Origin of the sequence: Bradyrhizobium sp. 482_C4_N1_8 (assembly GCF_052075965.1) — a bacterium.
Taxonomy (GTDB): Bacteria; Pseudomonadota; Alphaproteobacteria; order Rhizobiales; family Xanthobacteraceae; genus Bradyrhizobium; species Bradyrhizobium barranii.
Map to the genome: position 1 here is coordinate 7,348,451 of NZ_CP197231.1, position 12,619 is coordinate 7,361,069.

At 64.3% G+C, this 12,619-nt stretch carries 15 protein-coding genes; 7 read left to right on the top strand and 8 right to left on the bottom strand.

All coding sequences use genetic code 11. The annotated features are described in order from the left end of the window. Positions 1-22: 22 nt before the first annotated feature. Both AB7Z56_RS34825 and AB7Z56_RS34830 read right to left on the bottom strand, forming a co-directional pair. Positions 23-538: a GNAT family N-acetyltransferase gene (locus AB7Z56_RS34825; RefSeq protein WP_063986635.1), complete on the bottom strand. Its 516-nt coding sequence runs from the start codon at positions 536-538 to the stop codon at positions 23-25. 53 nt (positions 539-591) lie between these two features. After that, on the bottom strand, positions 592-1,764 hold the full coding sequence (locus tag AB7Z56_RS34830; protein ID WP_441256747.1) for a hypothetical protein: 1,173 nt from the start codon (positions 1,762-1,764) through the stop codon (positions 592-594). Positions 1,765-1,888: 124 nt separating this feature from the next. Between AB7Z56_RS34830 and AB7Z56_RS34835 the strand changes: the two genes are divergently transcribed. The 3 genes from AB7Z56_RS34835 to AB7Z56_RS34845 all read left to right on the top strand — a co-directional run bounded on the left by AB7Z56_RS34835 (position 1,889) and on the right by AB7Z56_RS34845 (position 3,543). Further along, on the top strand, positions 1,889-2,638 hold the full coding sequence (locus AB7Z56_RS34835) for a glycosyltransferase family 2 protein (protein WP_063986636.1): 750 nt from the start codon (positions 1,889-1,891) through the stop codon (positions 2,636-2,638). 64 nt (positions 2,639-2,702) lie between these two features. Further along, positions 2,703-3,083 carry a DUF2304 domain-containing protein gene (locus AB7Z56_RS34840; RefSeq protein ID WP_063985170.1) on the top strand — a complete coding sequence of 127 codons (381 nt, stop codon included), beginning with the start codon at positions 2,703-2,705 and terminating at the stop codon, positions 3,081-3,083. Positions 3,084-3,138: 55 nt separating this feature from the next. Beyond that, positions 3,139-3,543 carry a VOC family protein gene (locus tag AB7Z56_RS34845; RefSeq protein WP_063985171.1) on the top strand — a complete coding sequence of 135 codons (405 nt, stop codon included), beginning with the start codon at positions 3,139-3,141 and terminating at the stop codon, positions 3,541-3,543. Positions 3,544-3,609: 66 nt separating this feature from the next. On the opposite strand, the gene AB7Z56_RS34850 is transcribed toward AB7Z56_RS34845, so the two are convergent. Beyond that, the gene (locus AB7Z56_RS34850; RefSeq protein WP_063985172.1) at positions 3,610-4,101 is read right to left on the bottom strand and encodes an NUDIX domain-containing protein; all 492 of its coding nucleotides are present in this window, start codon (positions 4,099-4,101) and stop codon (positions 3,610-3,612) included. A gap of 128 nt (positions 4,102-4,229) precedes the next feature. Here AB7Z56_RS34850 and AB7Z56_RS34855 point away from each other — a divergent pair, with 128 nt between their 5' ends. After that, entirely contained in the window at positions 4,230-5,111 is an 882-nt protein-coding gene (locus AB7Z56_RS34855) for a metallophosphoesterase family protein (RefSeq protein ID WP_063985173.1), read from the top strand. Between the two features lie 134 nt (positions 5,112-5,245). Here the strand turns inward: AB7Z56_RS34855 and AB7Z56_RS34860 are convergent, their stop codons facing one another. The 3 genes from AB7Z56_RS34860 to AB7Z56_RS34870 form a co-directional block, all read right to left on the bottom strand. Next, complete coding sequence (locus AB7Z56_RS34860; protein ID WP_028148626.1) at positions 5,246-5,800, bottom strand: hypothetical protein; 555 nt, start codon at positions 5,798-5,800, stop codon at positions 5,246-5,248. Between the two features lie 183 nt (positions 5,801-5,983). Further along, the gene (locus AB7Z56_RS34865) at positions 5,984-6,193 is read right to left on the bottom strand and encodes a DUF4170 domain-containing protein (protein ID WP_008137787.1); all 210 of its coding nucleotides are present in this window, start codon (positions 6,191-6,193) and stop codon (positions 5,984-5,986) included. 30 nt (positions 6,194-6,223) lie between these two features. After that, positions 6,224-7,858: an isocitrate lyase gene (locus tag AB7Z56_RS34870; RefSeq protein WP_063985174.1), complete on the bottom strand. Its 1,635-nt coding sequence runs from the start codon at positions 7,856-7,858 to the stop codon at positions 6,224-6,226. Positions 7,859-8,099: 241 nt separating this feature from the next. Here AB7Z56_RS34870 and AB7Z56_RS34875 point away from each other — a divergent pair, with 241 nt between their 5' ends. Continuing rightward, a complete protein-coding gene (locus AB7Z56_RS34875; RefSeq protein ID WP_063985175.1) occupies positions 8,100-9,545 on the top strand; it encodes a helix-turn-helix domain-containing protein in 1,446 nt (481 codons plus the stop codon). Positions 9,546-9,754: 209 nt separating this feature from the next. Here AB7Z56_RS34875 and AB7Z56_RS34880 read toward each other — a convergent pair whose 3' ends face one another. Beyond that, positions 9,755-10,048, bottom strand: a complete 294-nt coding sequence (locus tag AB7Z56_RS34880) for an antibiotic biosynthesis monooxygenase (protein WP_014497428.1) — start codon at positions 10,046-10,048, stop codon at positions 9,755-9,757. A gap of 224 nt (positions 10,049-10,272) precedes the next feature. On the opposite strand from AB7Z56_RS34880, the gene AB7Z56_RS34885 reads away from it, so the two are divergent. Both AB7Z56_RS34885 and AB7Z56_RS34890 read left to right on the top strand, forming a co-directional pair. After that, a complete protein-coding gene (locus AB7Z56_RS34885; RefSeq protein ID WP_063985176.1) occupies positions 10,273-11,079 on the top strand; it encodes a hypothetical protein in 807 nt (268 codons plus the stop codon). A gap of 162 nt (positions 11,080-11,241) precedes the next feature. Then, complete coding sequence (locus AB7Z56_RS34890) at positions 11,242-11,586, top strand: hypothetical protein (RefSeq protein WP_063985177.1); 345 nt, start codon at positions 11,242-11,244, stop codon at positions 11,584-11,586. A 245-nt stretch (positions 11,587-11,831) separates the two neighbouring features. Here AB7Z56_RS34890 and AB7Z56_RS34895 read toward each other — a convergent pair whose 3' ends face one another. Continuing rightward, the gene (locus AB7Z56_RS34895; RefSeq protein WP_187387797.1) at positions 11,832-12,473 is read right to left on the bottom strand and encodes a tetratricopeptide repeat protein; all 642 of its coding nucleotides are present in this window, start codon (positions 12,471-12,473) and stop codon (positions 11,832-11,834) included. Positions 12,474-12,619: the final 146 nt, after the last annotated feature.

Below are 12,619 nucleotides of genomic sequence, written 5' to 3' on the forward strand. Positions count from 1 at the left end.
CTCCGCAAGAGGTATCGTAGCCCTAGCCTCGCGCCTTGCTCCAGTCAGGCGTTACCTGCCCCGACACGCCCTCGAAAGCGCCGTCGACGAGCTCGAACACCAGCACGCGCGCGGCGTCGACCGGGCCCGGCATGGTGACGCGGCCCTTCGGCACCGGCTTGAAGCCGACGCGGCTGTAATAGGGCTCGTCGCCGACCAGCAGCACCAGGCGGTGACCTTTCTCCTTGGCGTCCTTCAGCGCGCGCTCCATCAGGAGACGGCCGATGCCGCGGTCGCGGAACGGCGGCTCGACGGTGAGCGGTCCGAGCAGCAGGGCCTGCGTTTCGCCGACCAGCACCGGCAATTGCCTGACCGAGCCGACCAGCAGCGTACCGATGCGGGCGGTGAAAGACAATTCGAGCAGATGGTCGACATGCTCGCGAATGCGGTAAGCGCTGAGCACGAAACGGCCGGGGCCGAAGGTGCGCTCGTGCAGCCGTTCGATCGCCTGGGCGTCGCCGGCGGCTTCCGGAAGGATGGTGAGCGAGAGATCGGTCATGTCGGCATGCGTCTTCGAGCGAAGTGGTTTCAGGTTCGCGTCAGGAAAACGCGTCAATGCGAGATGCGGGATAACATCTCAGACGGCCGCGGTCCATCGGCCTCGTGGGCGATAAAACCCTGTGCCGGACCGCGACTGAGGACCGCCGCGAACAGCAGCGTCCAGAGCGACAGCATCAGGATCGGGATGACATAGTACTGCGTGAAGACCGGATGCGTGGCAAAGAACGCCAGATTCAGCGCGAGATTGCCCGCCACCAGCAACGCGAGTTTCCTGACGCCACCATGGCCGGCGTAGCGCCACAACAGCGCGGTCCCGACGCAGGCGATCACGATCAACGGGAACTGCGTGTCGCGGAGATAGGCCAGCAGCACGGCCGGGTCGAGGCTCGGCGGGGCCGTATCCTGGCCGCCATAGGCCGAGACCAGCGGATTGCCTGAATTGACCAGGTTCGCCGCGAACACCGGCAACAGCCCGACGAGGAACGAAAGGCCGAGCGCGAGACCCGAAACGAACGTCTCGCGGTTACGCCGGATCAGGAAGGACAATCCGAAGAACAGGAAATAGCCGGCCGACAGAACCACGTTGGCGATCCGAAAGCTCGCGGACAGGCCGAGCAGCACGCCGACGGCAGCGACCATCAGCAGGCGGCGCCGGCCTTCATCGACGAACAGTCTTGCGGTGAACAGACCCGCCAGCGCGCAGACGACCATGGTCGGCGCCATCGAATAGCTCGCCTTCGTCGGATTGATCATGAAGTAGATCGAGAGCGCGCCGAGCAATGCGGCGAGCGTCAAGCCGACCTTCTCCTGCGCCCGCCACAAGCCGAACAGCGCAAGGCCGGCGACGATCGCGTTGGCCAGCATATAGAGCGGAACGACCTGGAACCCCTCCGGGAACAGCGCCAGCACGAAGCCCGTGCCCGGCGGCGGCGTCATCACCCATTTGCTGCCGTCGGCAGTCTGGGTGTGGCAGGGTGCCCGCGTCGGTTCGTTCCAGTTCGGAAAATCGATACTGCGCAACTTGGCCGCGAGATAGCCGTCGGTTTCACGGGCGAGACTGGTGTCGAGCCCTTGCCAGCCGAAGCGCTGAAACAGATGCGCCTGCCTGAGATAGCAGATGTCGTCATAGACGCCGCGGCTCTCGCTCCAATGCGAGGTCAGCCTGATGTTGCTGGCCAGAGTTGCCAGAAACACAATTGAAAAAAATACTTTGACAGCTCTCATCGGCATTCGCCGGGCGGCCCCCGCAGCTTGAAATGGCCCGCCGCCTGTACAGGAAAAGCACCGGCAAGTATAGCAAAGTGGGGATTCTGGAGGTGAGGCGGACGTGGCCGATATGGGACTGGGCTTGGGTTCAACTGACACGTGCCGCAACGGTGCTGCCGCACCGCAGCAGGGCACGTCGCGCGTCCTCATCATCATTCCCTGCTTCAACGAGGAGGCCTCGGTCGGCGGCCTGCTGAGCGAGATCGCGGCGACCGGCCGCGGCTACCACACCCTGGTCGTCGACGACGGCTCGTCGGACGCGACGTCCGCGGTGGCAAGCTGCCGCTCGCCGGTCGCCCGCCTCGCGCAGAATCTCGGCATCGGCGGCGCCGTGCAGACCGGCATCAAATACGCGGCGCGTCAGGATTTTGATTTCTGCATCCAGATCGACGGCGACGGGCAGCATGATCCGCGCGCCATCGAGACGCTTCTGGAGGCCTATCGCAACGACCCGACCAACATCACCATCGGAAGCCGCTTCATCGACCATGCCGGTTTCTGCTCCACGCGCATGCGGCGCGCCGGCATCAGGCTGATCGTGCTTGCGCTCAACGGCCTCTTCAGCGGCGGCCGCATCACCGATCCGACCAGCGGCATGCGTTTGCTCGACCGTTCCGCCATCGCCTTCTTCGCAAAAGCGTATCCGACGGATTTTCCGGAGCCGATCTCGCTGGCCTGGGCCATGCGCGCAGGCCTCACGGTCAGCGAAGTTCCGGTCGAGATGCGGGCGCGGGAGACCGGCGTCAGCTCGATCGACGGATTGAAGTCGGCGAGCTACATGATCCGCGTCCTCGGTTATATCCTGCTCGCGCGCCTCGTGAGGGCGTCATGACGCCGAGCGTCCCCGTTCCGATTTGTGGTCTCATCATCTCGTCGAACATTCTGAGGAGGCAGCCGTGACAGATGCCCTTCCAAGTCCGGAGACGGTCGTCGTCGTCTCCGCCTTTGCGCTGATCTACATGCTGGTGCTGCTGCGCAAGACGATGCAGGGCAAGTTCGATCTCTATGACTTCCTGATGCTGTCCATGGTGGCGATCATCCCCGCGGGCTTCACGCTGTTTCCGACACTGGCTTATCTGGTCAGCCATCTGACCGGCGTCGTGTTTCCGTTCGTCGTGATGTTCGGCGCCCTGTTCCTGGTGGTGTTCGCGTTCATGCACAACATGACGGCGCGACTGCACAGGCTGGAGCGGCAGAACTGCGCGCTGATCCAGGAGCAGAGCCTGCTGGTGCTGGAGCTGCAGGCGAAGCAGGGCCGTCAGGGCGTCGAGTCATGAGCGCGTAGCCGAGGAAATCCAGCGTCGTCGCGAGGCAAAGACAGGGAGAGTGGGCATGCTGAAGAACGCGAAGGTGGCAACCCGGCTTCCAGCCAAAGACCTCGACCGTGCGCGGGCGTTCTATTCGGAAAAGCTCGGGCTCGAGCCGGTCGAACAGCGCGAGGGTGGGCTCCGTTACGTCTGTGCGGCCGGCGAGTTTGCGATATTCGTCTCGGCCGGCACGCAATCCGGCACGCACACGCAAATGGGGTGGGAAGTCGAGGATATCGAGGCAACTGTGCGCGAACTTCGCACACGCGGCGTGGCGTTCGAGGACTATGATTTGCCCAGCTTGAAGACCGTCGATGGAATTGCGGAGATCGCGGGAAACTATCCGAGCAAGGGTACTGGTGAGCGGGGCGCCTGGTTCCGCGACAGCGAAGGCAACCTGCTGGGGATCGGGCAGCCGGTTCGGGCTTGAGGATTCGGCCAGGCCGCTTCGACGTCACATCGCTTCAACGTCACATCGCTAAAGCGGCAAATTCCTTTAACGCCACGTCGCGATCAGCGGCTTGCCGTCCAGCACTTCCGCGAGCCTTTGCCGCGTGCCGTGTGTGGTGCCCTCGGGCAGCGCATTGATCGCGAAGAATCCGCATTCGACGATCTCGTGGTTGGGCTCAGGGAGGCGATCCTGCTTGAACTGCCTGACGACATAGACCGCGACGTGGTCGCGGCGGGAGACGTGGCTGTTGAGGAAGATACCGTGCAGCACCGCGTCACTGGTGAGATCGATGTCCCCTTCCTCCTTGAGCTCGCGCCGCATCGCCTGCTCCATGGTCTCGCCGAGATCGACGCCGCCGCCGGGCAGATACCAGCCGGAGATGTAGCTGTGCCTGACCAGGAACACGCGGTTCTCGGAATCCAGCACCACGGCGCGAACGCCGAGCGTCATGCCGCGGACAAGCAGGAAATAGGCGTGGAAGATTCGCCGCAGCAGCGGTTCGAATGTCCGTCGGACGCTGTTCAGACGATCCCCCATCAGGCTCCCAAAGAAACTCCCAAGAAAACTCCCGAGAAGACTCCCAAGAGGCCCCTGCCCGGGCCCCGCTTGCACAGTCCTCGCGACCTTGCCATTACAGCGGACGAATAGCGAGGCAATCGCGCGCCATGGCCCCCTTCACGCTCGCCCATCTGTCCGACCCGCATCTGCCCCCGTTGCCGAAGCCACGGCTGATCGAGCTCGCCGGCAAGCGCGCGCTCGGCTACGTCAACTGGACGCGCAACCGCCACAAATACCAGCGCCGCGAGGTGCTCGACGCGCTCGTCGCCGACGTCCAGGCGCAGACGCCCGACCACATCGCGGTCACAGGCGATCTCGTCAATCTGGCGCTGGAGGCGGAGTTCGCGCCGGCGCGCGCCTGGCTCGACGGCGTCGGTCCGCCCGACCGCGTCACCACCATTCCCGGCAATCACGATGCCTATGTCCACGCCACCTCTCACCGATTCGGCGAGATCTTTGCACCCTATCTTGCGGGCGACGACGGCAGCATCGGCTTTCCTTCGCTGCGCCGGCGCGGGCCGCTCGCGCTGATCAGCCTGTCCACGGCGGTGCCGACCCTGCCCCTGATGGCGACGGGTACGCTCGGCCGCGATCAGCTCGCATCCCTCGAAGCGGTCCTCGACCGCCTCGCCGCCGAGGACGCCTTCCGCGTGCTGCTGGTGCATCATCCCCTGAAGTCCGGCGCGCGCCAGAAACGGATGACCGATGCGGGTGCGCTGCTGGGACTGATCAAGCGCCACGGCGTCGAGCTGATCCTGCACGGGCACGACCACATTCATTCGACGATGTGGTTCGAGGGCCCCAACGGCAACATCCCCGCGGTCGGCGTGCCGTCGGCCTCCGCGCTCGCCCACGGGCGCTACCCGGCGGCAGCGTATAACCTGTTCACGATCGAGAAAGACAATGCCGGCTGGCGCTGCGAGCAGACGGTGCGGGGCCTCGGGTCCGGATTTCAGATCCGGCAGATCAAGCAGGCAAGGTTGATCTAGTTCGCCGTCATTGCGAGCCAACGGGTCCGCGCGAAGCGCGGCCCGATGACAGGCTCCGCGAAGCAATCCAGAGTTTCTCCGCGGAAAGATTCCTGGATTGCTTCGCCGCGCTCGCAATGACGACGGCGAGCGTCTCACCAGCTCCGCAGGGCCGCCAGCACGGCGAGGCCGAACAAGGCGGCCGCGCCGAAAATGAATCCGAACACGAACGGCCAGAGGCGCGAGCGGCGCGGCGGCTCGGCGGCCGCGGGCTTCGGCTCTGATGGCACCACCATGGCGTGCTCGCGCTCGATCATGCGGCGGGCGACGTAGTCGGTCACGGCTTCGACGATCATTGCGGTGTCGTGCGATTCGGCGAGCACGATGCGGCCGAAGCGGGTGTCCTGGACGAAGCGGTACATCCGCTTGTCGCGCCCCATCATGATGTGTGCGACGACATCGATCCAGAGTCTGGGCGTATCGCCCTGGCTGATGCCGCGATCGAACAGGTCGATCTGGTCGGGCACCTGCGCGAACAGGGGATCGAGCGCGTCATTGAGGATCTCCAGCCGCGCCACCTCCGCGTCGCGCAAATCGACGACCACACCGGTCCGGTCGGCGGCCTCGATCCGTGCGCGCAGCAGCGCGTCGCGCAGCCGCACCGGGCGCGGCTGGCTGGGATGGGTCCCGCTGGTCTCAGGCTCTGACATTGTCGGCCTCGTCCTCGACTTTACGCCATTAACCTATCAGCAACCACACCCTCCGCAAAGGGTCCACAATTCCAGAGACTTACGGCGCCCACAGCCGATTGACCTGTCCCAGAAACAGACGATCCCACCCGGCTTGCGCCGGATGGGACCCTCCGTCCTTGGACGTCTTCTTAGTTCAGATTGTCAGGCCGAAACCCGCGACGGCTCCTCCACGATCGAGAAGCGGACGCCGGCCTTGTGGCGGTTCTCTTCCGAGACCGAGCGCCAGGCATCCTCGGCTTCCTTGCGGGTCTTGAACGGACCCTGCACCTGGGCCGAGCCTTCCACGAGCTTGTGGAAGTTCATCGAACCGAACTCGCCGCCGATCACCCAGAAATTGCTGCCTTTGGTCATTGTCAGTCTCCTGTCGAATAGCGTGGTACGTTAGCCGAACTGGTTCATCGTATTGTGGGCGCCGCCCGCCTTCAGGGCAGCCTCGCCGGCGAAGTATTCCTTGTGGTCGTCGCCGATGTCGGAGCCGGCCATGTTCTGATGCTTGGCGCAGGCGATACCCTGGCGGATCTCGGCGCGCTGCACGTTCTTCACGTAGCCGAGCATGCCCTGGTCGCCGAAATATTCCTTCGCCAGATTGTCGGTCGAGAGCGCCGCCGTGTGGTAGGTCGGCAACGTGATCAGGTGATGGAAGATGCCGGCACGCTTGGCTGAGTCGGCCTGGAAGGTGCGGATGCGCTCGTCGGCTTCCTTCGCCAGCGGCGTATCGTCGTATTCCGGCTTCATCAGCTCGGCACGGTTGTACTTGCTGACGTCCTGGCCGGCTTCCTTCATTGCGTCGTAGACCTGCCAACGGAAGTTGAGGGTCCAGTTGAACGACGGCGAGTTGTTGTAGGCGAGCTTCGCGTTCGGAACCACCTTGCGGATCCGATCGACCATCTTGGCGATCTGCTCGATATGCGGCTTCTCGGTTTCGATCCAGAGCAGGTCGGCTCCGTTCTGCAGCGAGGTGATGCTGTCGAGCACGCAGCGGTCTTCGCCGGTGCCGGGACGGAACTGGTAGAGATTGGAAGGCAGCCGCTTCGGACGCATCATCTTGCCGTTACGGTTGATGATGACGTCGCCGTTGCGGGCGTTCTCCGGCGTGATTTCCTCGCAATCCAGGAAGCTGTTGTACTGATCACCGAGGTCGCCAGGCTTGTGGCTGACGGCGATCTGCTGCGTCAGGCCGGCGCCGAGCGAGTCGGTACGGGTCACGACGACACCGTCTTCGATGCCGAGCTCGAGGAACGCGTGGCGGCAGGCGCGGATCTTCGCCAGGAACACCTCGTGCGGCACGGTGACCTTGCCGTCCTGGTGACCGCACTGCTTTTCGTCCGAGACCTGGTTCTCGATCTGGAGCGCGCAGGCGCCCGCTTCGATCATCTTCTTGGCGAGCAGATAGGTCGCCTCCGCGTTGCCGAAGCCCGCGTCGATGTCGGCGATGACGGGCACGACATGGGTCTGGAAGTTGTCGATCTTCTCGATCAGCTCCTTCTCCCTGGTCTTGTCGCCTTCCTTGCGCGCCTTATCGAGGCTGCGGAAGATGTCGTTCAGCTCACGCGAGTCGGCTTGGCGCAGGAAGGTGTAGAGCTCCTCGATCAGGGCGGGCACCGAGGTCTTCTCGTGCATCGACTGGTCGGGCAGCGGGCCGAATTCGGAGCGCAGCGCCGCGATCATCCAGCCGGACAGGTACAAATAGGTGCGATCGGTCTTGCCGCCGAAGTGCTTCTTGACCGAGATCAGCTTCTGCTGCGCGATGAAGCCGTGCCAGCAGCCCAGCGACTGGGTGTACTTGGTCGGATCGTTGTCATAGGCCGCCATGTCGGCCCGCATCAAAGCCGCGGTGTAGCGGGCGATGTCCAGGCCGGTCTTGAAGCGGTTCTGCAGGCGCATGCGCGCGACGGCCTCGGCCGACACCCCGTTCCAGGTCGGCTGGGTCTTGAGGAGCGCCTGGGCTGCCTCGATCTCGCTCTGATACGAGGCCGGGCTCTGCAGGGCGTTGATGCCACGGGGCTGGTAATTCATCTGCTCGATCCTTTCGCTGATGACAACTCAACTTGTCATCGACATTTTTGACAGTGCATTGCGAAATGCGTGTCATGAGCTAAACGCCAGAAAGCGAAGTTCGTACAGAGGCCTTGTATTCGAATGGTGATGTCATGTAACATCAGAACATGTAATAGATGTTATTTTGTAAATCTTGTAAAGAATATGAGTCAACAAGACTGTCCTTGATGTGCCTGTTATTCCGTTGGGAGATCTGAAAATGCCCGCCGTATCAGGGAAAAAACTGTTCGTCGGCCCGCGCTTCCGGCGGATCCGGCAGCAATTGGGGCTGTCGCAGACCCAGATCGCCGAGGGGCTCGGGATCTCGCCGAGCTACGTCAACCTGATCGAGCGCAACCAGCGCCCGGTGACGGCGCAGATCCTGCTGCGGCTGGCCGAGACCTATGACCTCGACCTGCGCGACCTCGCGACCGCCGACGAGGACCGCTTCTTCGCCGAGCTGAACGAGATCTTCTCCGATCCGCTGTTCCGCCAGATCGACGTTCCCAAGCAGGAACTGCGCGACCTTGCCGAGCTCTGTCCCGGCGTCACCCATGCGCTGCAACGGCTCTATGCCGCCTATGCCGAGGCCCGCCAGGGCGAGACCTTGGCCGCGGCGCACATGGCCGACCGCGACGTCGGCACGCGCTATGAGGCCAATCCCGTCGAGCGCGTGCGCGAGCTGATCGAGGCCAACCGCAATTATTTTCCGGAGCTGGAGCAGGCCGCGGAGACGCTTCGCGACGAACTGAACGTGCCGGCCGAAGGGCTCTATGCCGCGCTATCCGCACGCCTGCGCGAAAAGCATTCGATCCAGACCCGCATCATGCCGGTCGACGTGATGCGCGAGACGCTCAGGCGTTTCGACCGCCATCGCCGCCAGCTCCTGATCTCCGAGCTGGTCGATCCGCCCGGCCGCGCGTTCCAGCTCGCCTTCCAGCTGGGCCTGGGCGAATGCGCGCAAGCCCTGGAGACCATCATCGGCCGCGCCGGCCCGCTCGACGACGCGCCACGCCGCCTGTTCCGCATCACGCTCGCCAACTATTTTGCGGCGGCCGTGATGATGCCCTACCCGGCCTTCCTCGCCGCGGCGGAGGCCTTGAACTACGACATCCACGTGCTGGCGCAGCGCTTCAACTCCGGCTTCGAGCAGGTCTGCCATCGCCTCACCACGCTGCAACGGCCGAACGCGCGCGGCATTCCGTTCTTCCTGCTGCGCGTCGACAATGCCGGCAACGTGTCGAAACGCTTTTCGTCCGGCACGTTCCCGTTCTCGAAATTCGGCGGCACCTGTCCGTTGTGGAACGTGCACTCGACCTTCGACACGCCGGATCGCCTGTTGAAGCAGGTGATTGAGCTGTCCGACGGCACGCGCTATTTCTCGATCGCGCAGATGGTGCGACGCCCCGTCGCGCCGCATCCGCTGCCGCAGCCGCGCTTCGCCATCGGCCTCGGCTGCGAGATCCGTCACGCCGCCCGCCTCGTCTACGCCTCCGGCCTGGATTTGGAGAAAACGGAGGGCACGCCGATCGGCGTCAACTGCCGCCTCTGCGAACGCGAAAACTGCGCCCAGCGCGCCGAGCCGCCGATCACGCGCACGCTGATTTTGGATGAGACGACAAGACGGGTGTCGAGTTTCGCGTTCTCGAATGCACGGGAGTTGTGAGGCACACCGCTGTCATGCCCCGCGACCCGGCTACGCCAAGGCTTCGCCGCGGCTGCGGTCCAGGGGCGCCGAAGCTTTAGCGTAGGCGGCAGGCGGGGCATCCAGTACGCCGCGGCTTATCGGTTCGATCACAGCCGTCTCGGAGTACTGGATCGCCCGGTCAAGCCGGGCGATGACAGTTGAGTGTGAGGCGAGAGCGATCCGTCCACCTACGCCAGCGTATGCACGATCACCGGCCCGGCTGCGGCGCTCGCGTGCCCTGCGAGCAGCGGCCCCAGATCCTTCTCGATCCAGGCGATCGCTCGCCGGTTCGCCTCCTCCGCCTGCTCGAACTTGTCGAAGATGGAGATGGCGGTGACCGTGTCGTCGCCGGCATAGACGACGTAGTAGGCACGGAAACCGTCGACGTCGCTGATGATCGGAACGGCGCCGTCCTTGATGCGGCGCGCCAGCTCTTCGGCGCTCCCGCTTTTCGCCTTGGCCTGACGGATGGCGGCATACATGGCATCCTCCTCCGGCTATTGCTGTCGGGCATGTGCCCGGCTTCGATCCTACGCCGAAGCGCGCGACCAATCCACGCTTGGTTAACCCGCCACTAATCCATTCCCGCGATCTGCAACCAACGGTTAAGCACGCCTCAACATCGGTGCCTTAGTCTCGCCCCACTCACTTTTCGCAAACGGCGGCGGCCTATTCTGCCGGGTGAAGTGACAACAGGGGGTTCATCATGCGCGCTGCGCTGCTGCTGACCGCGACCGTTGTGGGCGCGCTCTTCGCCAATCCATCCCATGCCGGATCGCTCGACGCGTCGGCCGGGGCAGCGCAGGTGCTGCCGCCGGGCTTCCAGAGCTACCGCGGCTACATGTTCGACCTGACGGAGAATTCCGAGCGCAAGGACGTCGACAAGCTCACCGACAATCTGAAGCAGCAGATCGACGTCGTCGAGGCTTCCGGCCTGTCGCCGCGCGTGCTGCGCTTCTTCCACACCGTTCCGATCGTCGCGAGCGAGCTCGCCTGCCTCGACGAAGGCGCCGCGACCGCATGCTACGGCCGGGTCACGCCGGATATCCAGCGCACCGCACCCCGGACGCTGACGGTCTGGGACCCCGACAAGCAGCGCTGGACCAATCCGAACGCCGTCGACCTCGCGGTCGATTCGGGCCTCGGCGTGATCATGCTGCGGCCGGACATGATGCGCTACGAGAAGGAAGCCGTGCTGCTGCACGAGCTGCTGCACGCCTATCACGCGCGGCTGTTGCCGGACGGCTACGCCAACAAGGGCGTGATCGGCTATTTCGCCCTTGCCAAGTCCAAGGACCTGTTGCCCAAGGAATCCTATGCGATGAAGAATCCCATGGAATTCTTTGCCGTGACCGCCAGCATCTTCCTGGCCGGCAAGAGCGAATTCCACGACCCGAAGTCGCGCGAGGCGCTCAAGGAGAAGATGCCGGACTATTACAAATATCTGGTCGGCGTGTTCGGCTTCGACCCCGATCCGGCACCGGCGAGCGGACCGGTTGCCTCGCTGAAATAAGGCGTCTGCGCCAAGCCACCCCAGAAAGCCGCGCAAAAATGCGCGGCTTTTTTGGTTTGGTAACCGGAAGCTGCGGATGACGCACCGCCGGGAATTGCCAAGGCGGGGCCCGATCTGCATAGTCCCGCCCGCATCGATACCGTTTTAAGAGGATAGAACAACATGGCGGACGCCGACCTGGATGTCGTGATCCGGCAACTGGCCAGACAGCTGCATACGGGCCTTTTGACCCGCGCCAAGGAGCGCCGGGATCGCTTCAACGGCCTTGCGGCCAAGGCCAAGGGCAAGGAGACCGGCGACCGCTTCAAGATGATGGCCAAGGCCACGATGGAGCAGGCCACCGCCGCCGCCAAGCGCCTCCAGATGTCCGCCGACAACGTCGCCGACAGCTACGCCCGCTCGATGCGCCTCGTCGCCAGCACGCCGATCCCGGCGAAGGTGGAGAAGAAGGCGAAGGAGAAGCCGGTGAAAAAGGCGAAGAAGGCCAAAGCCAAGAAAGCGAAGTAAGCGCGCACTTTCTTCCTTCTCCCCTTGTGGGAGAAGGTGGCATAGGCGGCCTTCGGCCGCCGTTCTTAAGAACGCCGAAGCGAAGCTTCGGCTATGGCGCCGGATGAGGGGTTCTTTCCGCGTACTCGTCTGCGAGAGGATCAATCGTGGAGAGATACCCCTCACCCGTCTCGCCGCTATCGCGGCGAGCCACCCTCTCCCGCAAGGGGAGAGGGTTGCAGCGGCGAATGCGGCTCTAGATATCTCTACCGCCTCGGCGCGGGGGCCTGGTTCGGCTCGGCGCTCGCGAGCTCGGCGAGCTTGGCGCGGGCTGCGTCGCGGGTGCGGTCGTCCTTGCCGGCCGGCAGCGCGAGAGCGGCTTCGAAATCGGCGCGTGCGTCGTCGGCCTGGCCGCGGGCGAGGAATGCAAGGCCGCGGTCGAGGCGGGCCTGCGCATCCGACGGGTCGAGACGGACCGCCGTGTTGTAGCTCAGGATGGCGCGATCGAGATCGCCGGTGGCGGCGAGCGCGAGACCGCGTTGGTGATAGGGCGCGGCGTGCCTGGGATCATGCGCGATCGCCTCGTCGTAATCCTCGATGGCAAGCTCCAGGTCGCCGTTCTGCCGGCGCGCCTGCGCCCGGTCGCGATACAGCGAGGCGCGGTTGGGATTGAGGTGGATGGCCTCGTCGAAATCCGCGATCGCCCGCCGCCAGTCGCCGTGGCGCAACGCGATCCGTCCGCGCCCTTCATAGGCGAACGCGATCAGCGATCCCCGCAGCGGCGAGAATCCGATCACCGCCGAGCAGATGTCGGGCTCGTCCTCGTCCCCGCAATTGACGACCGTGTGCGTGGACAGGCCAATGAGCACGCCCAGGACGATCAACAATGGTACCGCAGCTTTGGTCATCTTCGACCGTGGCAGGCAGAGGACCGGCCACGCATCCCCTTTCGAAGGAACAGTCTCGCCATGGTGTTAACACCGGCCGGGACCATCCTGTGTGCGCCAGGTCACAAAAGCCGGTCACAAAGCCGGGCGCGATTCCGGCCGGTTCC

What these genes read in the sequence shown, in the direction of transcription:
- AB7Z56_RS34855 (WP_063985173.1), top strand. Translation starts at nt 4,230, where the DNA reads ATGGCCCCCTTCACGCTCGCCCATCTGTCCGACCCGCATCTGCCCCCG.
- AB7Z56_RS34880 (WP_014497428.1), bottom strand. Translation starts at nt 10,048, where the DNA reads ATGTATGCCGCCATCCGTCAGGCCAAGGCGAAAAGCGGGAGCGCCGAA.
- AB7Z56_RS34890 (WP_063985177.1), top strand. Translation starts at nt 11,242, where the DNA reads ATGGCGGACGCCGACCTGGATGTCGTGATCCGGCAACTGGCCAGACAG.
- AB7Z56_RS34895 (WP_187387797.1), bottom strand. Translation starts at nt 12,473, where the DNA reads ATGACCAAAGCTGCGGTACCATTGTTGATCGTCCTGGGCGTGCTCATT.
- AB7Z56_RS34825 (WP_063986635.1), bottom strand. Translation starts at nt 538, where the DNA reads ATGACCGATCTCTCGCTCACCATCCTTCCGGAAGCCGCCGGCGACGCC.
- AB7Z56_RS34850 (WP_063985172.1), bottom strand. Translation starts at nt 4,101, where the DNA reads ATGGGGGATCGTCTGAACAGCGTCCGACGGACATTCGAACCGCTGCTG.
- AB7Z56_RS34875 (WP_063985175.1), top strand. Translation starts at nt 8,100, where the DNA reads ATGCCCGCCGTATCAGGGAAAAAACTGTTCGTCGGCCCGCGCTTCCGG.
- AB7Z56_RS34830 (WP_441256747.1), bottom strand. Translation starts at nt 1,764, where the DNA reads ATGAGAGCTGTCAAAGTATTTTTTTCAATTGTGTTTCTGGCAACTCTG.
- AB7Z56_RS34885 (WP_063985176.1), top strand. Translation starts at nt 10,273, where the DNA reads ATGCGCGCTGCGCTGCTGCTGACCGCGACCGTTGTGGGCGCGCTCTTC.
- AB7Z56_RS34860 (WP_028148626.1), bottom strand. Translation starts at nt 5,800, where the DNA reads ATGTCAGAGCCTGAGACCAGCGGGACCCATCCCAGCCAGCCGCGCCCG.
- AB7Z56_RS34870 (WP_063985174.1), bottom strand. Translation starts at nt 7,858, where the DNA reads ATGAATTACCAGCCCCGTGGCATCAACGCCCTGCAGAGCCCGGCCTCG.
- AB7Z56_RS34845 (WP_063985171.1), top strand. Translation starts at nt 3,139, where the DNA reads ATGCTGAAGAACGCGAAGGTGGCAACCCGGCTTCCAGCCAAAGACCTC.
- AB7Z56_RS34865 (WP_008137787.1), bottom strand. Translation starts at nt 6,193, where the DNA reads ATGACCAAAGGCAGCAATTTCTGGGTGATCGGCGGCGAGTTCGGTTCG.